Annotated in this window: 27 protein-coding genes and 1 tRNA gene; 10 read left to right on the forward strand and 18 right to left on the reverse strand. The window is 64.5% G+C overall.

Annotated elements, in window-relative coordinates; translation table 11 throughout:
* Positions 1-133 precede the first annotated feature (133 nt).
* On the forward strand, positions 134-832 hold the full coding sequence (locus QMN23_RS18435; protein ID WP_282000799.1) for a PilZ domain-containing protein: 699 nt from the start codon (positions 134-136) through the stop codon (positions 830-832).
* 309 nt (positions 833-1141) lie between these two features.
* On the opposite strand, the gene QMN23_RS18440 is transcribed toward QMN23_RS18435, so the two are convergent.
* Positions 1142-1591 carry a DoxX family protein gene (locus tag QMN23_RS18440; protein WP_282000800.1) on the reverse strand — a complete coding sequence of 150 codons (450 nt, stop codon included), beginning with the start codon at positions 1589-1591 and terminating at the stop codon, positions 1142-1144.
* Positions 1592-1825: 234 nt separating this feature from the next.
* On the opposite strand from QMN23_RS18440, the gene hemB reads away from it, so the two are divergent.
* Positions 1826-2839 carry a porphobilinogen synthase gene (hemB, locus tag QMN23_RS18445; protein WP_282003941.1) on the forward strand — a complete coding sequence of 338 codons (1014 nt, stop codon included), beginning with the start codon at positions 1826-1828 and terminating at the stop codon, positions 2837-2839.
* A gap of 84 nt (positions 2840-2923) precedes the next feature.
* Here the strand turns inward: hemB and QMN23_RS18450 are convergent, their stop codons facing one another.
* Positions 2924-3886, reverse strand: a complete 963-nt coding sequence (locus QMN23_RS18450; protein ID WP_282000801.1) for an NADPH:quinone reductase — start codon at positions 3884-3886, stop codon at positions 2924-2926.
* Positions 3887-4114: 228 nt separating this feature from the next.
* On the opposite strand from QMN23_RS18450, the gene QMN23_RS18455 reads away from it, so the two are divergent.
* Positions 4115-5203 (forward strand): ribonuclease Z, encoded by a 1089-nt coding sequence (locus tag QMN23_RS18455; RefSeq protein ID WP_282000802.1) that lies wholly within the window; start codon positions 4115-4117, stop codon positions 5201-5203.
* Positions 5204-5215: 12 nt separating this feature from the next.
* Here the strand turns inward: QMN23_RS18455 and rdgC are convergent, their stop codons facing one another.
* Positions 5216-6382: a recombination-associated protein RdgC gene (rdgC, locus tag QMN23_RS18460; RefSeq protein WP_282000803.1), complete on the reverse strand. Its 1167-nt coding sequence runs from the start codon at positions 6380-6382 to the stop codon at positions 5216-5218.
* Between the two features lie 257 nt (positions 6383-6639).
* Between rdgC and QMN23_RS18465 the strand changes: the two genes are divergently transcribed.
* The 4 genes from QMN23_RS18465 (at position 6640) to QMN23_RS18480 (ending at position 9105) form a co-directional block, all read left to right on the forward strand.
* Entirely contained in the window at positions 6640-7149 is a 510-nt protein-coding gene (locus QMN23_RS18465; RefSeq protein ID WP_282000804.1) for a chemotaxis protein CheX, read from the forward strand.
* Positions 7150-7237: 88 nt separating this feature from the next.
* Positions 7238-7756 carry a thiol peroxidase gene (gene tpx / locus QMN23_RS18470; RefSeq protein ID WP_282000805.1) on the forward strand — a complete coding sequence of 173 codons (519 nt, stop codon included), beginning with the start codon at positions 7238-7240 and terminating at the stop codon, positions 7754-7756.
* A gap of 121 nt (positions 7757-7877) precedes the next feature.
* On the forward strand, positions 7878-8675 hold the full coding sequence (locus QMN23_RS18475) for a DUF4350 domain-containing protein (protein ID WP_282000806.1): 798 nt from the start codon (positions 7878-7880) through the stop codon (positions 8673-8675).
* A 49-nt stretch (positions 8676-8724) separates the two neighbouring features.
* Positions 8725-9105, forward strand: coding sequence for a desulfoferrodoxin (locus tag QMN23_RS18480; protein ID WP_282000807.1), 381 nt, complete (start codon positions 8725-8727; stop codon positions 9103-9105).
* 54 nt (positions 9106-9159) lie between these two features.
* Here the strand turns inward: QMN23_RS18480 and QMN23_RS18485 are convergent, their stop codons facing one another.
* The 6 genes from QMN23_RS18485 to QMN23_RS18510 form a co-directional block, all read right to left on the reverse strand.
* On the reverse strand, positions 9160-11436 hold the full coding sequence (locus QMN23_RS18485) for a Tex family protein (RefSeq protein WP_282000808.1): 2277 nt from the start codon (positions 11434-11436) through the stop codon (positions 9160-9162).
* Between the two features lie 92 nt (positions 11437-11528).
* On the reverse strand, positions 11529-12005 hold the full coding sequence (locus QMN23_RS18490) for a MaoC family dehydratase (RefSeq protein WP_282000809.1): 477 nt from the start codon (positions 12003-12005) through the stop codon (positions 11529-11531).
* Positions 12002-12733 (reverse strand): uracil-DNA glycosylase family protein, encoded by a 732-nt coding sequence (locus QMN23_RS18495; protein WP_282000810.1) that lies wholly within the window; start codon positions 12731-12733, stop codon positions 12002-12004. The genes QMN23_RS18490 and QMN23_RS18495 overlap by 4 nt, the downstream gene beginning before the upstream one ends.
* A 32-nt stretch (positions 12734-12765) precedes the next feature.
* Entirely contained in the window at positions 12766-13812 is a 1047-nt protein-coding gene (locus QMN23_RS18500; protein WP_282000811.1) for a M48 family metallopeptidase, read from the reverse strand.
* Entirely contained in the window at positions 13809-15083 is a 1275-nt protein-coding gene (locus QMN23_RS18505) for a YjgN family protein (RefSeq protein WP_282000812.1), read from the reverse strand. Before QMN23_RS18505 ends, QMN23_RS18500 begins: the two co-directional genes overlap by 4 nt.
* Positions 15070-15267 carry an RNA-binding S4 domain-containing protein gene (locus QMN23_RS18510; protein WP_282000813.1) on the reverse strand — a complete coding sequence of 66 codons (198 nt, stop codon included), beginning with the start codon at positions 15265-15267 and terminating at the stop codon, positions 15070-15072. Before QMN23_RS18510 ends, QMN23_RS18505 begins: the two co-directional genes overlap by 14 nt.
* 98 nt (positions 15268-15365) lie before the next feature.
* On the opposite strand from QMN23_RS18510, the gene QMN23_RS18515 reads away from it, so the two are divergent.
* Together QMN23_RS18515 and QMN23_RS18520 are read left to right on the forward strand one after the other, a co-directional pair.
* Positions 15366-15929, forward strand: coding sequence for an elongation factor P (locus tag QMN23_RS18515; RefSeq protein WP_282000814.1), 564 nt, complete (start codon positions 15366-15368; stop codon positions 15927-15929).
* A gap of 64 nt (positions 15930-15993) precedes the next feature.
* A tRNA-Phe gene (locus QMN23_RS18520) sits at positions 15994-16069 on the forward strand.
* 261 nt (positions 16070-16330) lie between these two features.
* On the opposite strand, the gene QMN23_RS18525 is transcribed toward QMN23_RS18520, so the two are convergent.
* The 3 genes from QMN23_RS18525 to QMN23_RS18535 are packed head-to-tail and all read right to left on the reverse strand — an operon-like array spanning position 16331 to position 17534.
* A complete protein-coding gene (locus tag QMN23_RS18525; protein ID WP_282000815.1) occupies positions 16331-16759 on the reverse strand; it encodes a hypothetical protein in 429 nt (142 codons plus the stop codon).
* A gap of 15 nt (positions 16760-16774) precedes the next feature.
* The gene (locus QMN23_RS18530) at positions 16775-17125 is read right to left on the reverse strand and encodes a nucleotidyltransferase domain-containing protein (RefSeq protein WP_282000816.1); all 351 of its coding nucleotides are present in this window, start codon (positions 17123-17125) and stop codon (positions 16775-16777) included.
* A gap of 1 nt (position 17126) precedes the next feature.
* A complete protein-coding gene (locus tag QMN23_RS18535) occupies positions 17127-17534 on the reverse strand; it encodes a nucleotidyltransferase substrate binding protein (protein WP_282000817.1) in 408 nt (135 codons plus the stop codon).
* Positions 17535-17861: 327 nt separating this feature from the next.
* On the opposite strand from QMN23_RS18535, the gene QMN23_RS18540 reads away from it, so the two are divergent.
* The gene (locus tag QMN23_RS18540) at positions 17862-18311 is read left to right on the forward strand and encodes an SH3 domain-containing protein (protein WP_282000818.1); all 450 of its coding nucleotides are present in this window, start codon (positions 17862-17864) and stop codon (positions 18309-18311) included.
* Between the two features lie 42 nt (positions 18312-18353).
* Here the strand turns inward: QMN23_RS18540 and QMN23_RS18545 are convergent, their stop codons facing one another.
* From QMN23_RS18545 to QMN23_RS18570, 6 genes are all read right to left on the reverse strand, one after another.
* Positions 18354-19052 (reverse strand): Bax inhibitor-1/YccA family protein, encoded by a 699-nt coding sequence (locus tag QMN23_RS18545; protein ID WP_282000819.1) that lies wholly within the window; start codon positions 19050-19052, stop codon positions 18354-18356.
* 104 nt (positions 19053-19156) lie between these two features.
* Positions 19157-19912 carry a DUF169 domain-containing protein gene (locus tag QMN23_RS18550; protein WP_282000820.1) on the reverse strand — a complete coding sequence of 252 codons (756 nt, stop codon included), beginning with the start codon at positions 19910-19912 and terminating at the stop codon, positions 19157-19159.
* A 98-nt stretch (positions 19913-20010) separates the two neighbouring features.
* Entirely contained in the window at positions 20011-21315 is a 1305-nt protein-coding gene (locus QMN23_RS18555) for a pyridoxal phosphate-dependent aminotransferase (RefSeq protein ID WP_282000821.1), read from the reverse strand.
* A 266-nt stretch (positions 21316-21581) separates the two neighbouring features.
* Positions 21582-22181 (reverse strand): hypothetical protein, encoded by a 600-nt coding sequence (locus tag QMN23_RS18560; protein WP_282000822.1) that lies wholly within the window; start codon positions 22179-22181, stop codon positions 21582-21584.
* On the reverse strand, positions 22178-22651 hold the full coding sequence (locus QMN23_RS18565; RefSeq protein ID WP_282000823.1) for a WbuC family cupin fold metalloprotein: 474 nt from the start codon (positions 22649-22651) through the stop codon (positions 22178-22180). The genes QMN23_RS18560 and QMN23_RS18565 overlap by 4 nt, the downstream gene beginning before the upstream one ends.
* 9 nt (positions 22652-22660) lie before the next feature.
* A complete protein-coding gene (locus QMN23_RS18570; RefSeq protein WP_282000824.1) occupies positions 22661-23011 on the reverse strand; it encodes a VOC family protein in 351 nt (116 codons plus the stop codon).
* Between the last annotated feature and the right edge of the window lie 143 nt (positions 23012-23154).

Consider the following 23154-nt stretch of genomic DNA (forward strand, 5'->3'; position numbering starts at 1 on the left):
TTTTCCGAGAAAAATCTGGACAAACAAAAGGCGAAGAAGATATCTTCGCCTTGTTGATCATCCTACTATAGATCAATGGTTCATTACAACCGAAGAAATTCCACGGCGACTTCACCCCCCAAGGGACTGGCTCATGAGTGACTACTATCAGCTGACCACCGTTAACGACGTTCAGCAGGACAGCCAACAGATTCTGGCAATCCTGACGGACATCAAGAACGGCGCCCGCACCAATGATCTGCGGCTGCTCAACTACTACCGGTCGATTCCGGTCAACTACGGCGCCACTGTCGAGCATATCGACGGCGACGTAGTGGAACTGGCGGTGCAGCAACAGCAAGCCATCGTCATGCAGATGGAAAAACAGACCTTCATCAAGAGCGACCACTTCCCGAAGGACGTCCTGGCCGCCGTCAGCTACATCAACATCGACAAATGCCGGGCCCTGGTGAGCAAGTTCGCCTACGCGGTGATCCGGGCCGAACGCCGGCAATTCGTCCGGGTCGAGGTCCGGGAACGGATCGAAGTCGGCTTCACCGCCACCGGCGCCACCTTCAACGGCACCCTCCATGACATTTCCATCGGCGGGCTGGCGGTCGCCGCCGAACTCGCCAATCCCCCCGAAGACAACCTGGTGGGAACCGTCACCCTCAAGCTGCCGGACACCCCCTGCGAAATGCCGGCCAAGCTGCTCCGGCGGATCGAAGTCGACGACCGCAGCCTCTTCATCATGGAGACCAGACCCAACGCCCGGGCGGAAAAGGCGATCTCCCAGTTCATCTTCCAGCGGCAGGTGGAGATAATCAGAGAACTGAAAGACAGCATCTTCTAGGGGGCTCGCGGCTGTCAGCACGCCATCTTCGCCAGCGCCTCCCGCTGCCAATCCTCGCCGTAGCTCCGCTACGCCTCCGGTCGTCACTCCCGTGGCAATTGGCCCTATCTTCCACAAAGCCTCAAAAACTCCCTCCCCCTTTGATGGGGGAGGGCCGGGGAGAGGGTGAAAAGCGGTGGCGCGTCCACCCGCACCCTCCCAACAAAGGAGGGAGGAGAAAATGAAGCGGAAGATCGGTGATAATCAGGTCTCTCGTTACCAGCAAATCTGTCGCACTGCCAAGGCGATGAACCGCTCGTCCCTCGCCCGCTAACGCCGGAATATATAACGATCGAGGGTCCAGGAACCGCCGCCACTGAAAAGGAGCGAGAGGGCCATCCCGAGCAGCGCCAGATTGTATTCGAAACCGTTGCCATGACCGGGGACGCAGGCCATGTTGAGGAAGAAGCCGTTCGCCCAGTGAACCTTGTAGATCGCCACCGCCATCACTGCGGCGATGCCGAAGGCGGACAGCCGGGTAAAGATACCGCACAGCACGCCGACGCCGCCGCCGAATTCGGCGATGATCGCCAGCAGGGTGAAGATCGGCGGGATGCCGAGCTTCGTTTCGAAGGTAGCGAAGGTGGCGGTCAGCCCGTGACCGCCGAAAGCCCCGAACAGTTTCTGCGAACCGTGGGCGATGAAGATGAGGCCGAGCGGCAGCCGCAGCATGAGGAGCGCCAGGGAATCGGCCCTGGCACCCAGGCTTGATTTGGCCATGGAAACCTCCCGTCAGGAGAGATGGAACCGGGCGGCACGGCAAGTCCGGCCGACCCGCAGCTATTCATGCCACAACGCCGCGACGGACGCAACAGAAACCAGCCGCCGGTTCCGGTCGGCGAAAATGGTTTGAGCCGCAAGCGCCATTGCGGTATGATGAAAAGCCGGTCCGGCATGCCGGACGATCCGGCGGGCGCCGACGCGCCCCATGAAACCCAGCAAGGAGACGACGCCATGTTCTTTCCCCAGTTCCGCGCCCGGCGCATCCGCGGCAAGGAAGTCTTCCGCCGCATGGTCAGGGAAAACGCCCTTTCCGCCAACGATCTGATCTATCCGATGTTCTCCGCCTTCGGCAAGGGGATCAGGAAAGAGATCTCCTCCATGCCGGGCATTTACCAGCAGTCGATCGAATACATCGTCGAGGAGGCCCAGGAGGTCTACGAGCTGGGGGTTCCGGCGGTAATCCTGTTCGGTATCCCCGAGACGAAGGATGCGGTCGGCAGCGATGCCTACGCCGAACACGGCATCATCCAGGAGACGATCCGGGCGCTGAAGAAAGGGGTGCCGGGGCTGGCGGTCATCACCGACGTCTGCATGTGCGAATACACCGATCACGGCCACTGCGGCATCATCAAGGACGGCGACGTCGACAACGACGCCACCCTGGAGCTGCTCGCCAAGGAAGCCCTCTCCCACGCCCAGGCCGGCGCCGACATGGTCGCCCCCTCGGACATGATGGACGGCCGCGTCGCCGCCATCCGCGACACCCTCGACGAGAACGGCTTCGACCATCTGCCGCTGATGAGCTATGCGGTGAAATATGCCTCCGGTTACTACGGGCCGTTCCGCGAAGCGGCCGAGTCGACCCCCCAGTTCGGCGACCGTCGCTCCTACCAGATGGACCCGGCCAACCGGCGCGAAGCGCTGCGCGAGGCGAAGATGGATGTGGAGGAAGGGGCGGATATCCTGATGGTCAAGCCGGGGCTCCCCTACCTGGACATCCTCCGCGACCTGCGGGAGGAATTCGACCTGCCGATGGCGGTCTACAACGTTTCCGGCGAATACAGCATGATCAAGGCCGCCGGCCGGATGGGGTGGATCGACGAGGAGCGGGTGATCATGGAGACGCTGCTCTCTTTCAAGCGGGCCGGGGCCGACCTGATCCTCACTTACCACGCCAAGGAAGCGGCCCGGCTGCTCCACAAAGGCTACGAGGCGGCCCGTGCCGGCCGCTGCGGCTGCCCGTAAGCCAGACCTACCGGTCAGAAGACACGAAGCCCCTCTTCCCGCCGCCTTAACGGCCGGGGAGAGGGGCTTCTCTTTTTCAGACTCCTAAGGGACCAGGGCGATCTTGCCGAAGGTGCTCGCCTCGATGACCGCGTGGTGGGCGGTCGGCGCTTCGGCGAGCGGCAGTTCCCGGCTGACCACCGGCCGGAGGGTGCCGTTTTCCAGCCCGGCGCCAAAGGCGGCGTGCATGCTCGCCAGTTCCGGCGCCGTGGCGCTGTAGAGGCTCATGCCGAGGATCGCGCTTTCCGGCAGGAAGGTCGCCCGCGGATCGATCTCCACCGGGCCGCGGCTGCCGATCACCACCACCCGCCCCTTGGGCGCCAGCACCCCCAGGTCGTTCCCCAGGTTGACATTGGCCAGCATCTCCAGGATAAGGTCCGCGCCGCGGCCGCAGGTCAGCTCGCGGAGCTGCTCCAGATAGCCGGCGGCATGATGGTCGAGGACGTGGTGTGCTCCTTGGGCCAGCACCAGCTGCCGCCCCTGCTCGGAGCCGGCGGTGCCGATCACCCGCAGCCCCGCCGCCCGCGCCAGCTGCACGGCGCCGATCCCCACCCCGCCGCTGGCGCCGTGAACCAGCACCGTCTCGCCGGCAACGGCCCGGGCCCGCTGAAAGAGCGCCCGGAACGCCGCACCGTAAGGGACACCGAGGGCCGCCCCCTGACCGAAGGAGATCGCCTCCGGCAGCGGATGGGTCTGGAACTCCTCGCAAAGGACCTTCTCGGCGTAGGTCCCGGTCAGGCACCAGGCGACGTAAACCCGCTGCCCGACGGTCCGGTGCTTCACCCCGGCCCCCACCGCCTCGATCACTCCGGCGCCGTCGATTCCCGGAGTGTAGGGGAGCGGCAGGTCCGGGCGGTACAACCCGGCCCGGATGTAGGTATCCACCGGGTTCACCCCGGCGGCATGCACCCGCACCACCACCTGCCCCGTCCCCGCTTGCGGCTCGGCCACGTCCGCCAGCCGCAGTACCTCCGGCGCCCCGAATCCATGGACCTGGATCGCTTTCATTTCCCGCCTCCCGTTCGCCGCTCTTTGTTCCAGACCGGACCGCCGTTTAAGTATAGCAGCGGCAGGACGATCTTCAACGCCGGCCAGCGGGGACGGAAACGGCAAAGGCCCGCGCCATGGCGGGCCTTGTCATCAATCGGCAGAAGGGGAAACGTTCGGGATTCGATGGCATGGCCACAAGTATGGTACCATAGAGAGAAGCGCCGCGCGCCGGAGAAAGGAACCCCGATGGGCCGCCTCCTCTTCCGCTATCTCGAACCGACCTTCTGTGCCGGGCTCCTGGACGACCCGGTGCTCTACCTCCACTCCCGGCCCCTCGGGCGGGCGATCCTGATCGACTGCGGCCAGTTGCACCACCTGGCCAAGCGGGTCCTCAAATCGCTCGACGCCGTCTTCGTCAGCCACGCCCACATGGACCACTTCATGGGGTTCGACACCCTGGTCCGCCACATCCACGTCTCGCCCCGGACGGTAGAGCTGTTCGGCCCGCCGGGGATCGCCGCCAGGGTGGCCGCCAAGCTGGCCGGCTACGACTGGAACCTGGCCGAAGCCTCCTGGTGTACCTTCCGGGTCCACGAGGTCCATGCCGACCGGCTGCGGCACTTCGCCTTTCCCGGAGCCGCCGGCTTTTCCTGCCGGGAGGAGGGGGAAACGGCGCGCCGCGATCGAACGATCTGGGGCAACGATTTTCTCACCGTCGAGGCCGCGCTCTGCGACCACAAGATCCCCTCGCTGGCCTTCCGGATCACCGAGCGGCCGACCTTCTGGATCGACGGGGACAAGGTCCGGCAGGCAGGGCTGGTGCCGGGGGAATGGCTGCGCGAGCTGAAACGGCGCTTCTATCAGGGGACCCTGGCCGACGGTGGGCTGACAGTGCTGCGGCAACGGGGCGACAAAGTCAGCGCGGACGAGGTCGCCGATCCCGACGCTCTCCTGGCGGCGATCCGGCAGGAACAGACCCCCGCCAGCATCGGCTACCTGACCGACATTGCCATGAACGCCGCCAATCGCGCCACGGTACGTGAGTTCCTCGCCGGGGTGACCCTGTTGATCTGCGAAGCGTCGTTCCTCGCCACCGACCGGGCCAAGGCCCGCACCTCCCACCACCTCTGCACCGGCGACGTCAATCTTCTCGTCCGGGAGCTCCGCCCCGCCTTCCTCCTACCGATGCACCTGTCGAAGAGCAACAACGGCCGGAGCGCCGAGTTGTACGGGGAACTCTCGCTGCCGGCAACGACCGTCCTGCTCCGGCTCCCCGAACACCTCACCCCCCGGCCGTTCCTGCCGACAGAATTCCCCCGGATCGGCCGCCGCTGAGCGGGTTGGCCGCTACTCGGCGCCGAGCCAGGTCTCGACCCGCGCCAGCTCCTCGCCCCAGCCGGCGCCGAGCCGGGCGGCGAGGAACGTCGCGTAGAGGCTGTCGAAAAGCTGCAGCCCCTCCTCGAGAACGAACATCCGCTCGTAGAACGCCGCTTCCCGCTCACTCGTCTCGTCAACGGTGTTGTCCCGCTCGATGGTCACCTTCGGCGCCTTGAAGCCGGCGAAATGGAACAGCTCCCCCTTGAGGGTCAGCTTCCAGCTGTTCTCGTCCTTCTCCAGGTACAGGGTCGCTTCGGTGATCCGCTTGCCGTTGGCCAGGGCGGTCCGGACCTCGCGGAAGTGATCCTGGGGACCGGCAACGGTGATCTTCTGGGTGCCGTTCTCCCCGGCGCTCAGCAGCACCAGCCGGTCGTTCAGGTAGGCGACGAACGGCTCGCCGGCCAGGGCGGTCCCTTCCCGGGTCACCCGGTATTCCGACGTTTCGGTCATCGTCCGGTGCAGCAGCCAGAGGAGGAAATCCCAGCCGAGCCACTGGTTGCTCCGGATCAGGTCGATCGCCGCGTCGGAAGTTGCCTGGTTGGCCTTGGCCAGCGCCGGCTGCAGTTCGCCGGCCACCACCCGCTCGGCGCGGGCAAAGGGGTGGATCGCCACCAGGCGCAGGCCGTCGAAGGTCTTTTTGAACTGGCTCTCGAACAGCTCCATCACCGGTGCGGAGAGCGAGGTGAAGGAGACGATCCCGCTCCGGGTATCCCAGACCGCATCCCAGGCGCTCGGCACCGGCAGGGTCTTGGCCAGCAGATTCGCCCGCACCGCTTCTTTCAACTCCTCCCGCTTCTGCTTCGGCACTCGGTTCAGGCCGGGATTGGCCGCCAGATACTCATGCTCGGCCACCTGCAGGTAGGCCTTGAGCAGCGCCGCCGGCAGCTTCCGCTGGTCGCGGCGCAGGGTAAACACCACGTAGTGGTCGCGCCAGAAGGCGGCGGGAACGGCAAAATCCATCTGCCGGTGATCATCGAGGTGCACCCAGCCGACCGATTGCTCGGCCAGCTCCTGGTCGATGGGGTGGAACGCCTGGCCGGCCAGCCGCGCGGCCACCCACTCGTAGAGATCGCCGGCCGGCAGCTCGCCGGCGACCTGGAACTGGCAGAGGGCAACGGTGTTTGCTACTATTCCCATAAGGCAACTCCTTGGCAGAATTTTGAAAGGGACATTTGATACACCTTTTCCGCCATGAGGGCAAGGGGTTTGTCGGCGGCCGGCCGACGGCAAAAAAATGTCGGGCACCGGACAAATCATTAAAGATTCTAATGGAACCACCGATAAGCTAACTCAATAATCGTAATTGATTTTCCGGATACCGGCAGAGCCCGGGCGGCACCCGGCCCCGTCGCCGGCCCCGACCCCGTCCAGAAGGACGAAAGGAGCCATAGTTCATGGATAACAGCTACACCTTCGGCGACGTTACCGTCACCGAACAAGAGGTGGCGCAGCACATGGTCGCCGCGGTAAAGACGATTTTCTCGACGATGATCTTCATCGATGACATCGTCGAGGATTACCCGCTGGAAAAGCCGGTGTCGCATTTCCACTGCAGCATCTCCGGCATGGTCGGGCTCGGCGGCGCCTTTTCCGGAATGGTCGGCGTCCACCTTCCCGAGGACTTCGCCCAGGAAGCGACCGCCTCGATGCTCGGCATGACCGTCGAGGAAGTCGACGCCGAGAGCGATATCAATGATGCGGTGGGGGAGATCACCAACATGCTGGCCGGCGAGGTCAAGATGCTCTTTTCCGACAAGAATCTTCATCTCTGCCTGTCGACGCCGTCGATCATCTCCGGTAAGGACTACACCATCGAAGTGATGAACAACAATTGTGCGGTCATCGTCCCCTTCTACCGCGGCGAACAGCGCTTTATCGCCACCCTGCAGATTTCCGCCAGCTGAAAAGGGCGCCAGACCGGGCATCTTTCGCTTTCCTTTTGGCAAATTCCGGCTACACTTGAGCGGAGATCAGCCAAAGGAGGAAAGCAGCATGCAGGAACGTTCCGGTATCATCACATTCAAAGGAAACCCGATGACCTTGCTCGGGCCGGCATTGAAAGTCGGCGATCAGGCGCCACCGTTCACCGTTGTCGACACGGCCCTGGCACCGGTCACTCTGGCGGCCCTGGCCGGCAAGGTCAAGATCATCAGCGCCGTCCCCTCGCTCGACACCCCGGTCTGCGACACGGAAACCCGCCGTTTCAACCAGGAAGCGGCAACACTCCCCGACAACGTAGTGCTGCTGACCGTCAGCCTCGACCTCCCCTTCGCCCAGAAACGCTGGTGCGGGGCGGCCGGCATCGACCGGGTCAGCACCGTCTCCGATTATCGCGACCGTTCCTTCGGCCTCGCCTACGGTGTGCTGATCAAGGAGCTGATGCTCCTCTCCCGGTGCATCTTCGTCATCGACGGCCAGGATACGATCCGCTACATCCAGCAGGTCCCGGAAGTCACCAGCGAACCGGACTACGCCGCGGTACTCGCCGCGACCAGGGCGCTGCTGGCATAACCGCGGCCGACTCCGCTGCCCGGGGGGAATCCCCCGGGCACTTTGCCGTTGACAGGCGTGCTGGCATCCGTTATAAGGACAAACAAGACCTTTATTGTCTTTTTGTTGCGGGAGGATGAATATGGAGTATAGTAGGAAGTGCTTGGGCATCCTGCTCCTTCTGGCGGCCCTGCTCGGCACCCCGGCAAGCGGCGCCATGGCAGCCACGGTTCTCTTCGACCAGGGGCACAACCAGCGGTTTCTCGCCGACCGGCAGCAAGACCTCGACCTCTCCGGCCTGGCCGACCAGTTCATCAACGCCGGCTTCACGGTAAAGACCACCGCCGCGCCGCTCTCCGCGGCGACCCTGGCCGGGGTGGACGCCCTGGTGATCTCGGGGGCGCTGGCACCGCTCGCCCCGGCCGAAGAGACAGCGGTCCGGCAGTTCCTGGAACGTGGCGGCAGACTCAGCATCATGCTGCATGTCCCTCAGCCGCTGGCGCCGTTCCTGGAGCAACTCGGCGTCCTCACGTCCAACGGCGTGATCCGCGAGCGAACCGACATCATCGGCAACGAGGCACGCAATTTCCGGGTGAACCGGCTAGCCGCCGATCCTCTCTTCGCCGGCATCCGCTCGTTCGCTCTTTACGGCAGCTGGGCGTTGCTTAACGAAGGGAAGACATGCCGCCCGCTGGCGCTGACCGGCCCGGATGCCTGGATCGATCTGAATCTCGACAATCAGCAGGATCAGGGCGATGCAGTGCAGGCTTTCGCGGTGATCGTCGGTGGCGAGTACGGCCGGGGCCGGTTCCTGGTCTTCGCCGATGACGCCATTTTCCAAAACCGTTTCCTGCAGGAGGGAAATCTCCTCCTGGCACGGAATCTGGTGGCCTGGCTCGGTCAGCCGGCCGCCGATACATCCCGGTCACGACGGCTCTAGCCCTTGGCGCTGCCGCCGGACCAATCAACTTACCAGGAGGAATTGATTCATGGCTACCCGACTCGAACTTTACAAATGCTCCATCTGCGGCAACATCGTCGAAGTCCTGCACGCCGGCCCCGGCCCCCTCGCCTGCTGCGGCGCGCCGATGGAGCTGCAGACCGAAAACACCGTTGATGCGGCCAAGGAAAAACATGTCCCGGTCATCGAAAAGGGCAACGGCACCATCACCGTCAAAGTCGGCAGCGTTCCCCATCCGATGGAGGAAAAACACTACATCGAGTGGATCGAACTGGTTGCCGACGGCACCGTCTACCGCCAGCACCTCAAGCCGGGCGACGCCCCCGCCGCCACCTTCTGCCTCAGCGCCACCACCGTCACTGCCCGCGCTTACTGCAACCTGCACGGTCACTGGACGGCAGCCGCCTAGCCAGCCGGTCGGACATCATGAAAAAAGGCCTGCGTTCCCGCAGGCCTTTTTTCGTTACCGCTTTACCCGAAACCCCGCCTTCTCCAGCTTACCGAGGTCGAGGCCGTCTTGCCGCCGCTCCTCCTTGGGCGACGGCTGTCGCCGCTGCGGCTCCCCGCCACCACCAGGGCTCGCCTCGCGGATCGACAGCGAGATCCGCCGCCGCGCCTGATCAACCGCCAGCACCTTGACCTGCACTACCTGACCGACCTGCACCGCCTCGTGGGGGTCCTTGACAAACCGGTTCGCCAGGTGGCTGACGTGGACCAGCCCGTCCTGGTGTACGCCGACGTCGACGAAGGCACCGAAGGCGGTGACGTTGGTTACCACCCCCTGGAGGATCATCCCTTCGCGGAGATCGGCCAGCTCCTTGAGATCGTCACGGAAGGCGGCGGCGACGAACTCCTGCCGCGGATCGCGCCCCGGCTTCCGCAGCTCGGCCAGGATGTCGCGCAGGGTCGGCAGACCGACGCTCTCGCTCACGTAGCGGGCCGGGTCGAGCCGCCCCACCAGCGCCGGATCGGCGACCAGGGCCGCCAGCGACACCCCGAGATCGGCGGCCATCGCCGCCACCAGCGGATAGCGCTCCGGGTGGACGGCGCTGTTGTCGAGCGGATGGGCCGCCGCGCGGATCCGCAGGAAACCGGCCGCCTGTTCAAAGGCCTTGTCGCCGAAACGGGGAATCTTGAGCAGCTCCTGGCGGGAGGTAAACGGGCCGTGCGCGTCACGGTGGCGGACCACCGCCTTGGCCAAGGCCGGCCCGAGACCGGAAACGTAGGAGAGGAGCGCCGAGGAGGCGGTGTTGAGATCGACGCCGACGTAGTTGACGCACGACTCCACCACGTCGTCGAGGGCCTTTTTCAGGGCGGCCTGGTTGACGTCGTGCTGGTACTGGCCGACGCCGATGCTTTTCGGGTCGATCTTCACCAGTTCCGCCAGCGGGTCTTGGAGCCGGCGGGCGATCGAGATTGCGCCGCGGACGGTCAGGTCGAGCTCGGGAAACTCCTCCCGGGCTACCTCCGATGCCGAGTAGACGCTGGCCCCCGCCTCGCTGACCATCACCGTCGGCAGCCGTTTTCCCGCCTCGGCCAGGGTTTCCTTGACGAACTGCTCCATCTCCCGACCGGCAGTGCCGTTGCCGATCGCCACCATCTCGATGGCATGGTCGTCGAGGAGGCGCAGTAGCTCCCGCTTGGCCGCCGCCACCCGCCCCTCGCCGGTATGGGGATAAATGGTGACATGTTCGAGGAAGCGGCCGGTGCCGTCCACCGCCGCCAGTTTGGAACCGGTCCGCAGCCCGGGATCGATGCCGAGCACCCGTTTCATCCCCGCCGGCGGCGCCAGCAACAGGTTGCGCAGATTCTGGGCGAAGACCTGGATTGCCGCCTCATCGGCCAGTTTTTTCGCCTCCAGGCGAAGTTCCACCTCGATAGAGGGGGCGATGAGCCGCTTGTAGGCGTCCTCGGCCACCTGTTCCAGCAGCGGCCGGAAGATGCTCTCGCCGGTGACCAACCGCCGGCGGAGCCCGGCGTGTAGCTGCTCGACCGGCGCAACGATCGCCAACAGCAGCACCTCCTCCTTCTCCCCCCGGCGCATGGCGAGCATCCGGTGGGACGGGATGTTCCGCAACGGCTCCTGGTAGTCGTAGTACATCTCGAACTTGGTGACCGCCTCTTTCTTGTCGGCGGCCACCCGGGCGGTAAAGATCCCCTCCTCCCAGGTCAGGCGGCGGACGAAGGCCCGGGCGTCGGCATCGTCGGCCAGCCGCTCGGCCAGGATGTGCCCCGCACCGTCGAGGGCCGCCGCTGCGTCCAGGACGTCCCGGGCCGGATCGACGAAGGGGAGCGCCGCCTCTGCCGGCGTGCCGCTCGTCAGCTCCTGGGCGGCAATCAGCTCGGCAAGCGGCTCCAGCCCCCGCTCGCGGGCGATCGTCGCCTTGGTGCGCCGTTTCGGCTTGTAGGGGAGATAGAGATCCTCGACCTCGGTCTTCTGCCGCGATGCTTCGAGCCGGGCTTGCAACTCGGGGGTCAGCTTCCCCTGCTCGGCAATCGATTTCAGCACCGCGACCTTACGCTCCTCCAGTTCGCGGAAATAGCCGTAACGCTCCTCGATGGTCCGAATCTGCACCTCGTCCAACTCGCCGGTCCGCTCCTTCCGGTAACGGGCGATAAACGGCACCGTCGCCCCCTCGTCGAAGAGTTCGATGGTGTTCGCCACCTGAAACGGCTTCAGGCCGGTTTCGTCGATAAGGTAGCCGAGGATGCGCTGCCGGGTCTGGTCAGGAGTGGTCATTGCGGGTCGTCCTTCCGGGGCAAGGTGAAAAGGGAGAGGATACTAGCACAGCGGCCACGAAATGGAAAGCCGGGAAGAGCGCGGGAGAGCGCTCAAGGATAGACGCGGACGAGCTGCTCGGCGACGCAGCCGGGACGCTCCCCGCCGTCGATCTCGACGGTGATCTCGTAGCGGATCTGCACCGCCTCGCCGAGCGCTTCGGCGTCCTTGAGCACCGTCCGGGCCCGGACCCGGGAACCGGCAAGGACCGGTGCCGGAAAACGGACCCGGTTCAGGCCGTAGTTGACCCGCAGCCGCATCCCCGGGTAGTTGCGCTGGAAGTGGTCGGGATGGTTGCTCTGGGTGAGCAGGGGGAGAAGCGACAGGGTGAGGAAGCCGTGGGCCACCGTCGTGCCGTAGGGGGACTCGCGCCGGGCCCGCTCCGGATCGATGTGGATCCACTGCCGATCGCCGGTCACCTCGGCGAAACGGTCGATCCGTTCCTGGTCGATGGTCAGCCACTCCCCGACATGGATCTCCCGGCCAAACTGCGGCGCCAGGAAAGTCAGCAGCTCGGCTGCAGCGCTCATGGCAATGCTCCTTTCTCACCAAAGTCGATCCCCAGCGCCGCCAGCTGGGCCAGCACCGTCCCCGCCCAGTCCCGGTTGGCGGCCGGATTGGCCGGGCTCGGATGAAGGATCCGCCCCACCGCGACCCCGCTGCCGGCCAGTGCCTCCCGGGCCTGGGTTTCGGCAAAGCCGCCGACGCCGATCACCAGCCGCGGCCGCAAGAGCGCCACCGTCTGGCGAAGCGCCCGGTCGCAGGCCGCCAAGAGCGGCTGCCGCTCGCCGTTTTTCAGCTTGTCGGGGGTGATGTTCCCGCCGGCATCGTTCAAAAAGAGCAGCGGACAGTAGTTGACGACGAAGAAGCGGGCGAAGAACCGCTCCGGCTCGCCGAACCGCTCGCGGATCAGCCCCCAGAGCCGGCGGCCGCTCACCTCGCTCCGCCGGCAGGCAAAGCCGTCGACCCGTTTTTTCGGGTGTTCGCCGGCCGGATGGGCCACCGGGCCGTTAATCCCGAGCCAGCCAGTCACCGCCGCGATCTCGCCGAACGGCACGCCGGTCTGGGCCATCCCCCACGGCCCGGGGTTCATCCCGACGAAGAGCGCCTCCTTCGGCCCGGCGCCGTAGCGGCGCAGGTACTCCTCGTGAGGGGCTCGGGCGTAAACCAGCGGGTTGTAGACATGGGCCACAGGAGGCGAAAAGCTGAGCCGTTCCAGATCCGCCGCCAGATCAGCGGCAATCGTCGCCAGCGTCATCACTGCTCCTTCCTGCGCCGGATTCGGGCCGCTCACAGCCGTCCCCCCGCGAGAATCCGCTTGATCCGCTCCGCCGTCACCGGATGGCTGGCGAAGTAGTCCGAGAACGACCGCTCCTCCGGCTTGCCGGCCGCCGCCCGCTTGGCATGATCGGCCTCCAGCCGGCCGAGGATGTCGGCGAAACGCTGCAGCGGAATGTGGTGCGCCTTCAGGTAGACCACGGCGGCATCGTCCGCCTCGGTCTCGAAATCGCGGGAAAACTTGGCGTCGACCAGCGCCGTCGGCAGGCCGGCGGAGAGGGAGGTAGCCGAGAAGATGTCGCCGGTGACGGCGGCCATGATCAGGCCGGCCGCCGAATTCTGCAGCACCTGGCGGAGGGCGTGGCGATAGCGGACGTGGCCGATCTCGTGGGCCAGCACCGCCGCCAGTTCGTCGTCGTTTTTGGCCAGCGGCACCAGCGCGTCGGTGACGACGATGATCCCGGAAGGGAGGGCGAGGGCGTTGGCCCCCATCTCCGGGCTCGCCCGGAATTCGAGGTGGTAGCCGCGGGTCTCCGGCCGTTCGTCGACCATCCGCCGGAAGAGGGCGGTGATCTCCCGCCGCCGGGCGGCGGGAAGCCGCGTCGGGGCGAAGACCAGCTTGTCGAGCATCGCCAGGCTCTCCCGGCCGAGGGTCACCTCGGTGGCCGGCGGGATGGCGTAGGCCACTTTCTTGGCCAGGAACGGGATGCCGTAGGCGAAGAAGAGCCAGATCACCGCCACCATCACCGCCAGGGCGGCCAGCGCCCGGGGGATGCTCCGCTCCCAGCGGTGGAGGAAGGTTGCGGCGCGCCCTCGCCCCTGGCGGCTCAAAAGCCCGTCGAGGAAACGGTCGTCACTCACCTCGCAGAGGGCGCCGTCGGCAAAGCGGATCGCCCGGCGCACCGTGCCGAGCCGGGGGTCGACCGTCAGTTCCGCCAGCGGCGCGCTCCGGGTCAGCCCGTCGCCCCGCAGCACCAGTCGACCGTCTTCCACGGCAAGGAACACCCGCCGCTGGGCGGAGCTGACGCCGTCATAGAAAATGCCCCATACGCCGCTCATAAAGCGATGTCGATCCCGAACAGGTCGCCGATCTCCTCTCCGGCAGCGCTCACCTCCGCCTGGGAAGCGGCCACGAACCCTTCCAGCTCGTCCCGCGCCGCCAGCGTCAGGTTATCGAAGCGGTAGCGGGTCAGCCGCACCGTCGCCCAGGGGATCAGCAGCCCGAGAGTGCAGAGGATCGCCGCCGCATTGGAGAGATAGAGCCAGATCATCTCACCGCTCCGCAGCGTGCAGGCGAGCCGGTTGCCGGCGATGCTTGTCTTGCCCCAGACCAGGTTCGTCTGGGCAGTCTGGACGTAGATGGCGATCACGAAATAGGCCAGCGGCAGCACCACGACCGGCAGCACCACCAATGCCTGCGGTGCCCCCGCCGGCCGGCCGGTGAACGATAGCGAGGCGCCGAGCCCAAAGAGCGTCAGGAAGACCGCGCCACCGAGGAGGATCAGCATCCCGAACGCCTTCAGGTAGAGCTGGTAGAAATCGCCGGCGCTCCCGGCGAAGACGAAGGGGGTCTTGCCGTAGTCGCTCTGCTCCACCAGGAACTTCTTCTGCCGGTAAACGATATAGGGGAAGAGCAGGCCGAGGGTAAACGGCAGCAGCAGGTAGAGTCCGGCGAAGACCAGGTAGGCTCCCCGGTAGTCCGCCCGGAAGTTGAAGCGGATGTTGCGGTAGGAGGAGTTGCGCAGGTTGAAGAGCCGCGAGCGGACCACCAGCCAGGGCATCACCAGCAGGAAGAGCAGGCCCGACAGCGAGGCGACGGTGGGGCTGTAGCGGCTGCCGACCGTGTAGAGGAGCAGTGCCAGGACGCCGATCAGCCAGCCGCGGAAGAGCACCAGCGGGTCGGCCAGGTAGTCGAAGGGCGCGCCGTGGAGCATGGTGTTGCCGTAGAGGTAGCGGCGCTTGCGCACCTTGGCCCAGGCCGAGTAGACGCCGAGGGTGACAATCTTCAGCAGGGTATTGACGATCCAGATGCCGAAATACTCGCGGGCCGTGCCGCTGAAGGTGAAGCGCATGGTCCGCGGGGTCAGCGGCCGGGGGCGGGCGGCGGCGATGGCTGGCGGGGCCGGTCCCAGCTCCGGCGCAACGGCCCCCGGGTGAGGCGTCACCGGAGTGGTGACTGCTTCGCTGTACGTAAACTGCCCCCGGCAGCTCGGGCAGGTCACCCGCGCCCCGAGCGGGATGGTCCCGGCAGGCAGCGCGCGGGAAAACGCACAGTGCGGGCAGCTGACCGTCACCATTTTCGCGGCGGGTTGTTTCTCATTCGACGACAAACTCTTCCCCCTCAAGCGTGACCCGATCACCGGGCCGGAGTTTCCGACCGCGGCGCAGCTCCACCACCCCGTTCACCAGCACCAGCCCGTCGGCAATGACGATCTTCGCCTCGCCGCCGCTCGCCACGGCGTCCACCGCCTTCAGAAAACTGTCGAGCTTGATGTGGTCGGTTGCTATTTTCATTGCGGCCTGCCGCCTTTCCCACGCCGTTTACGCCATCAGGTTGTCTTTGTAGCATTTTTTTGTTAAGAATAGGAGACTTTTCACCAAGGAGAATCACCATGCTCACCACATCCGATTTCAAACGCGGCATCGTCATCAAGCTCGACGGCGCCCCCTGCCTCCTGATCGACGTCACCTTCCAGTCGCCGTCCGCCCGCGGTGCCAACACCATGGTCAAGACCCGCTTCCGCAACCTGCTGACCGGCCAGGTGCTCGACAAGACCTTCCGCTCCGGCGACAAGGTCGAGGAAGCCGACTTCGAGCGGCACAAGGGGCAGTATCTTTACGCCGACGGCGACCGTGGCGTCTTCATGGACCTGGAAACCTACGAGCAATTCGAACTGGCTGCCGAGGCCTTCGAGGCCATCCGCTACTACCTCATCGACGGCGTCGAAGTCACCCTCGGCATCTTCCAGGAGCAGATGGTCAGTGTCGACCCGCCCCAGGTGGTGGAACTGGCCATCACCGACACTCCGCCGGTCCTCAAGAACGCCACCGCCACCGCCCAGACCAAAGAGGCGACCCTCGAAACTGGCCTCACCCTCCAGGTCCCCCCTTACCTGGAGGTCGGCGAAAAAATCAAGGTCGACACCCGCGACTGCCGCTTTGTCTCCCGGGCCTGAGCGATTCCGGGAAAAAAGCTGTTGACACCTCGCCAATTTCGGGCTATAGATGATAGCTCTTTTCGCCCAGGTAGCTCAGTCGGTAGAGCAGAGGACTGAAAATCCTCGTGTCGGCGGTTCGATTCCGTCCCTGGGCACCATTTAGAAGTCAAAAAGGCCTTCCGTTAACCGACCGGAAGGCCTTTTTCTTTTTCGCGTGAGTCCTCACCACTTGCAGGCGGCTTTCAGCTCAAAAGGGCTACTTAGCTTGCGCGAACCAATCTCAATGGGACACCTGCCTCATCAGCTCGGAGATCCTCGTCACCTCGGGATAAGCCGAAAATCACATGCGTTATAATCTCCGACAACCGCTAATAGAGCCCACAGGGTCAGGTTAGACTTTCGGACATCCCTTCACAGGTTCAAACCAACTCCCGCCACCCAGGAACAACCTTGGCAAACTCCTCCTGAAAGGCCGGCCGGCGGAGGTTGTCACGCTTTACCTTGCCTGCAAACGCCTTCCAGCGATTCTCGTCCTTCAGCACGTCAACCAGCATGTGCCGGACCTTGAGCATGACCTGGGCCCGCTCGGCATAACCTTTTCGGGTGGCATTGCTGTTCAGGTTGCCAAGCCCGGACAGGTAGTAGGTGAAGATCTGCGCCGGGAAGTGGCTCTCCAGCCGCTTGGCTGCCCGCAGTTCATCAGTGGAGTCCCAGGCATAGCGGAGATATTTCTCCTTGAGTAGCACCGTTACCGCCCGCTCGTACTCTTTGCGGTGCATCAGGATCTTCAGGCGTTCCGACGTCCAGGACGAATGCTTCCCCAGCAAGTTCCGCCAGCCGCTTGCCATTTGGACCCGACTTCTTTACTCCACCCCGCCGTCCTCCCTGCACTCCTCCCCATCGGGTCTTGCCCGCTGGTAAAAAACCACCCCGACCCGATCGATATGCTCCCTCAGTTGCACATGGTCGATCTGGCCCCACAGAGTCAGGTCCACTTGGTACGGAATCGGCGATTCCTCAAGCCTGACAGCGATCTGCCCCAGGACGCGCAGGTCGAGTCCATCTCCCACGAGGGCCAGATCGATGTCGGAGCCGTGCCGGTAAGTACCCTTGGCCCGCGAACCATACAGAATCGCTTTTTCAACGGCGGGAAAGTCGGCGAGAATCTGCCGGATAACAACCAACGTCGTGTCAGGGAGACCGAAATCCGGCATATCAGACTTCTTTATCCAACCGCTCCAGCAGTTTCAGGAATGCCGGGTGGTATGCGTCGCGAATGGCGATTACCAGCTGGTTTGCCACCTCGAGATTATAGGTATGGCTGGAAAGATTCCGTTTCTCAATCATGTCCATCCACGTCTCGCCATCGCTGATTAGGCCCCGTTTGAACGCTTCTCGGACGGTGCTTCTGGAGCCCATGAGCCCTTGAATCCCTTCGTATTCCAGATAATCCTTCAATACATTCCAGGCGAGTTCGTGGGTAAACTCGAACCCTTGAATGATCCCTTGCTGTTCCAGATCGGAGAGCGGACGTTGCTCCAGAAGCAGCACGGCCAAGGTAAGCTGATGCAATGCGCGCTTGTAATTGTCGAAGCGCTGTTTCCAGCGAATGTCGTCAGACATAGATTTGCTCTCCCTTCACCACGGCTTTTCCCGCCCCGGCCCCGCCAACTCCGGCGTTTATGAGAAACTGTCGAAACATATCAGTTTTTTTTCGGTTCTTCCAGTTCTTTGGCAGGGCATGTGCCCGGGAGACCAGGATAGCACCGGCACCGACGCGACCATCCTTTTCCTGAGCCCACCTCGCAACGCAGACGTCGTCGCCGCAAACGATGCCCTTGTCGACCGCCAGAGTCCGGTGCTACACTTTACTGAATCAAGCCACACCACCGTCGCCGGCGGGACCATCGGCAGCATCGCCGGCCGTCTCCCAGAAGGAGAGTCCGCATCATGACCCATCGCGCCACCAGCACTGTCATCCGCAGCGCCGCCCTGTTCGCCCTCGCCCTCGTCGCTGCCTGCGCCACCGCGCCGGAGCCGACGATCCCCCAAGCACCATCGCCTTCCTTCGCGGCCGAAGCGTCACCCGAGCCGCCGGCCGCGGCAGCGCCATCACCGGCGGTGCCAAAACCGGTCGAGCCGGCACCGGCACCGACAGCCGCCGTGGTGGTGGTCACTGCCCCCGCCACGCCGGTCACCGCCCGGATCACCAGCCGTCATCGCAATGTCAACGTCCGGCAACACCCCGGCTCGCATGGCCGGCCCGTGGCGGTGCTTCGCGGCGGCGCCCCGGTGACGATCGTGGCAAAAGAGAGAAAATGGGTGAAGATTCGTTGGGAACACCGCGGCAAAGCGCGGGAGGGGTGGATCTACGGAAAGTACGTCGAGGAGGGGCGTTAGCCGGCCGCCCCCGAACGAAGGCGGCCGGCCAGCGAGAATGAATCAGCGGCGCCGGCCGAACAACCGGAGCAGCATCAGAAACAGGTTGACGAAATCGAGGTAGAGCTGCAGCGCACCGACGATCGCCCCTTTCCGCTCGGCGTCGCCGTCGGCGAAGCCGTACTGGGCCATCGCCTTCAGCTTCTGGGTATCGTAGGCGGTGAGACCGACGAAGACGATGATTCCGCAGTAGGTGGAGACCCAGTAGACCAGCGGACTCTTGAAAAACAGGTTGACCAGCGAGGCGAGGACGATGCCGATCAGCCCCATGAAGAGAAAGCTCCCCCAGGAGGTCAGGTCGCGGCGGGTGAGTGTCCCGTAGGCGCTCATGGCGCCGAAGGTGCCGGCCGTCACCAGGAAGGTGGTGGCGATGGACGACTGGGTATAGGCGAGAAAGATCGCCGAAAAGGTGACGCCGCTCAACGCCGAGTAGAGGAGGAAGAGCAGCGTCGCGGTGGCGGCGCTCAATCGGTTGATCGCCGCGGAGAGGGCGACGACCAGCCCCAGTTCGCCGATGACCAGGGCGTAGAACACCAGCCGGTTGCCGAAGACCAGCCGGAGCAGTGGTTCGCTGGAGATGGTCAGCAGGGCGGTCAGAGCGGTCAGGGCGAGGCCGGCGGCCATCCAGCCGTAAACCCGGCGGATAAAGGTATGATGGGTAACGGCAACCCGTTCCCGGCCGATAGTGAGTGGTGATTCCATTGCGGGATCTCCTTTGTGCCGATGATTTTTCCCTACCGTAGCACGGGGAGGCCGCCGGGCTCAAGGGCTTCTTCCGTCGCCCGGCCTGACGGTGCGTCCCGTCGCTACCGGTCGTCGTCCCGGGTGATGTAGTCCGGCGGCAGGTCGCAGCCGACCGGCAGTTGGAACGGCACCGGGTAGCGGATTCCCGCCTTATGGGTCGCGGCGAGCCCCTCGGCCGTCCGGTCGAGCCAGGAGACCGGGATGCCGACGATCAGTTCGTGGTCCTGCGCCATGGCGAACCGACGGTCGCCGAGACAGGGGATCTCTACCACCGGCCGGTCGGTCAGCGCCACCTGGGCAACACCCCGCGAGCAGACCCCGGCATCGCCCGAACTCTTCATCGTGAACTCACCCCCCTCCCGGTAGAGGAACGCCTGGACGAAGCGCATCGCCTGGGCCGAATTGACATAGAGTACCACCAGGTCCGCGGCGACGCCGTCGACCGGACGGCCGAGCGGATAGGTGAGCACCCCGGCCGTCCCCGGGGCGAGCCGTGGCATCTGTTGCTGCATCACCGCCGCTGCCGGCTGGTCCTGCTGATAGATGCCCGTGTTGACCGAACCGTCCAGTACCCGGGCCGGCGGAGCGATCAGCCCGGCGCAGGCGGCGCCGAGGACGCAGTGGGAGGTGGCCCGGTCGGCCCAGGTCGACCAGCCGTAGAGCCGGCTGTAGGCGATCTGCTGGCAGATCGCCAGCCGCTGCCCCCGGACCTTGACCTTTTTCCCCTCCACCAGCGCCGGGTCTTTCACCAGGGTGACCCCCACCGGCTGGGTGGCCGGATTCACCGTTTCCCGCACCGTGTGCAGAAATTTTTCCATGAGCCCCTCCTTTGCGGATACGTGGTATTCGTCGTTGGCAGCTTGAAGCGGAAAAAAACGGGGCGACCGTTTGGCCGCCCCGCTGCCCGTGCGTCGTTTCAGGAGTTGAGGTATTCGCCGATCTTCTGTGCCAGCGTCTTGTAGATTCGCATACACTCGGCCTCGTCCCTCTCCAGCAGCGTAACCCGGAACCCCTGGAGCGAGGTGTTGAAGGAGGAGAGCGGGACGATGCAGATGCCGGTATGGGCGAGGACGTAGTAAACGAACCGCTTGTCCGGGGAGACGCCGGGGGCATTCACCAGCCCCTCTACCAGCTCGCGCACCTCGGCGTTGGCAATCGGCAGGCTCTGGGTCTGGTTAAGCAGGCCGTCGCGGAAAGCCACCGACATGTAGAAGGCGCCGTTGGTCCGGTTGACCAAAAGCCCCGGCACTTCCTTGAGGCAGTCGTAGGTGATGTTGCTGATCCGCTCGTAGCGGCCGATCCGTTCCCGGAGGTAATTCTGGTACTCCGGGTGGCTCATGATGGCCGGAATGCAGCGCTGGGGCAGGGTGGTCGAGCAGACCTCGTTCATCTTCGAGCTGAGGATCGAGTTGATGTATTTGCAGAACCGCTCGTCCTTGTCGCTGTTGTAAACCTCGATCCAGCCGCAGCGGGAGCCGGGCCAGGGGATCTCCTTGGAAATCCCCTTCATGGCGATGGCCGGCACATCGCCGATGACGTCGGAGATCGGCACGGTCTTCTGACCGTTATAGACGATGTTGTTGTAGACTTCGTCGACGATCAGGAAGAGTTCGTAGGTGCTTGCAATGGCGACGATCCGCCGCAGGGTCTCTTCCGGGTAAACCATCCCGGTCGGATTGTCGGGGTTGATCAGCAGGATGCCGGAAATCTGCGGATTGTACTTGACGTGGTTTTCCAGGTCGATCAAGTCGGGGGCCCACAGCTCTTCCGGCCGCAGCCGGTAACAGACCGGGGCGGCGGTGGCATGGGCCGCTTCGCCGATCGAGTGGGTGGTGTAGGTCGGCGACGGCATCAAGACCCGGCTTTCGTGGCGCAGGTTGCCGTAAACGGTGGAGATGGCGTCGCCAAGGCCGTTGAAGAAGATGATGTCGTCGGGGGTGATCTGCGCCCCCCCTCGCCGGTTGGTCATCCCGCAGATGAACTCGCGGGTTTCCAGGACGCCGCGGGTGTGGCAGTAACCCCAGGTATCGTTGTGCATCACTTCGCCGGCGACGATCTCTTTCATCCAGCGCGGGATATCCTCCCCCTTGACGATTGGGTCGCCGATGTTCTCCCAGTTGATCTTCACGCCATGCTTCTGCAGCTTCTCCGCCACGTTGACAATGTTGCGGATTTCGTAGGTCAGTTCTCCCGCTCCCGGTGTTACAAGTTCGTTTCTCACAATTCCCCCGTAAATATTGATGGTGCGTATCCGTGCGATGATGGTGCCGTCAAGCCAAGAATGCAAAAAGGCCGTGGAGTTACCCACGGCCTTTGACTGCAAATCAGTATATACAGTTCCTCACCAGGCAGCGGGATCCCCTGCGGCGCGTCGCGCCGCGGCGCCGATAGCTCGTGCTGCCGCAATGATGGAAACAGTGTTTCTTTTCATACTGTCTCGAATAACACAGCGTTTTCCGCAAGTCAATGCTTTTTTCGCCGGCCGTTTCAATCGATGGCCAGGAGTATTCTCCCGTCCTCGTCCCGCCAGCGCAGCCACCCCATAGTGGTCAGATCGACCAGCACCCGGACCCGGTCGCCGGCCACCTCGATGATCCGCAGCTGCCGCTCCGGGGTCAGCGTCGCCCGCTCCGGGGCACCTTCTTCCGGCCCGCCGCGCAGCTGGTAGTATGGTTTGCGCAGCCCCCGCAGCAGGTGGGCCGCCTTGCCGCGCAGGTAGTCGTCCCAGCGGACGAAGGTCCAGGGCCGCTGCTCCTCGATCCACCCTTCACGCCCGGCGTCGTCATAGACGATCTTCAGCCAGTCGAGCCTGGTGGCGGTGACGGTCAGCGGGTATTCGCCGGAAGCGGTCCTGACCACTGTCGTCAGGGAATGCATCTTCGCCGGGCTCCGCTCGCCGAGCCGGCCGATCCCCGGCTCCCGATAGATGACCAGCGGCGCCGGGACCGGCACCGCGGCGCCGGCCGCCGGCCGCACCACCAGCAGACCAATCCCGGTTTCCGGCCGGGGGGCCGGGCGGGCGGCCGCCAGCATGGGGCAGAGGAAAACAAGCACGGCGAGGATCGTTAACGAACGGCGAAGCATCATGACTGGTGGAACAGCCCTTCCAGCGCGGCAAGATAGGCGACGGCCCTGGGATCGCCTTCCGCCGGCGCCCAACCGGCCTTCTCCGCCGCGGCGAGCGGCAGATAGGGACCGGCCTTGGCCTCGAAGAAAACGGTGCCGCTTTCGAGGCTGACGATACTATGGAACGAACCATGGGGGAGATCGACGGCCACGGTGTCCCCCCCCGGGCGGAGGAGCTGGCGGTCGGTCACGTTCCCGGCCGCATCGAAGGTGACGATGCCGAGGCAACCGCGCAGAATGATCATCGACTCGTCCTTGGCCGGATCGAGATGACAGTGGGGAGGGACGTAGGATCCCGGCTCGACGGCATTGAGCAGCCGATGGCAGCAGAAGTCGTCGCTCGGGTGGAGATTGAAATTCTTCCGCCGCCGCGGATGATTCCGCGCCTCGGCGGTAAGCCGGTCGAGCAGTTCACCGGTGATCGCAACCATCACTGCCGCCTACCGGTCAACCAGGGCAAAGAGGTTGCCGTCCGGATCCTGGACCACCGCCATCTTGCCCCAGGGGCTGTGCTCCAGCGGTTCGGCGAAGGTCACCCCTGCCTCGGCCAGTTCGCTGCAGAGTGTATCGATCTCCGACACCCGCAGGGTGATCCCGGTGTGCCGTCCGACCAGCGCCTTCGCCTCGTCGGTCAGGGCGGCCGCCACCCCCAGCGATGTCCCGCCGGGGAAAAATTCCAGCATCGTCATCGCTTCCTGCACCAGCGGCAGCTTCAACTGCTCCTTGTAGAAGGTCTTGGCGACCTCCAGATCGCTGACAAAAACCACAATGTTCTTCATCGCTTCAACCATGTTCTATCCTCACGGGCACAGGGATGTGATCCGCTTCGAACATAGCAAACGGCCTCCGTTCCGGCAAGTGGTTATTTGCCGGCGCGCGGGCAAAACGACACCGCCCGGACCAACTGCGGTCCGGGCGGTGTCTGCCGTTCAGA

Origin of the sequence: Geotalea uraniireducens, assembly GCF_027943965.1 — a bacterium.
Classification (GTDB): Bacteria; Desulfobacterota; Desulfuromonadia; order Geobacterales; family Geobacteraceae; genus Geobacter; species Geobacter uraniireducens.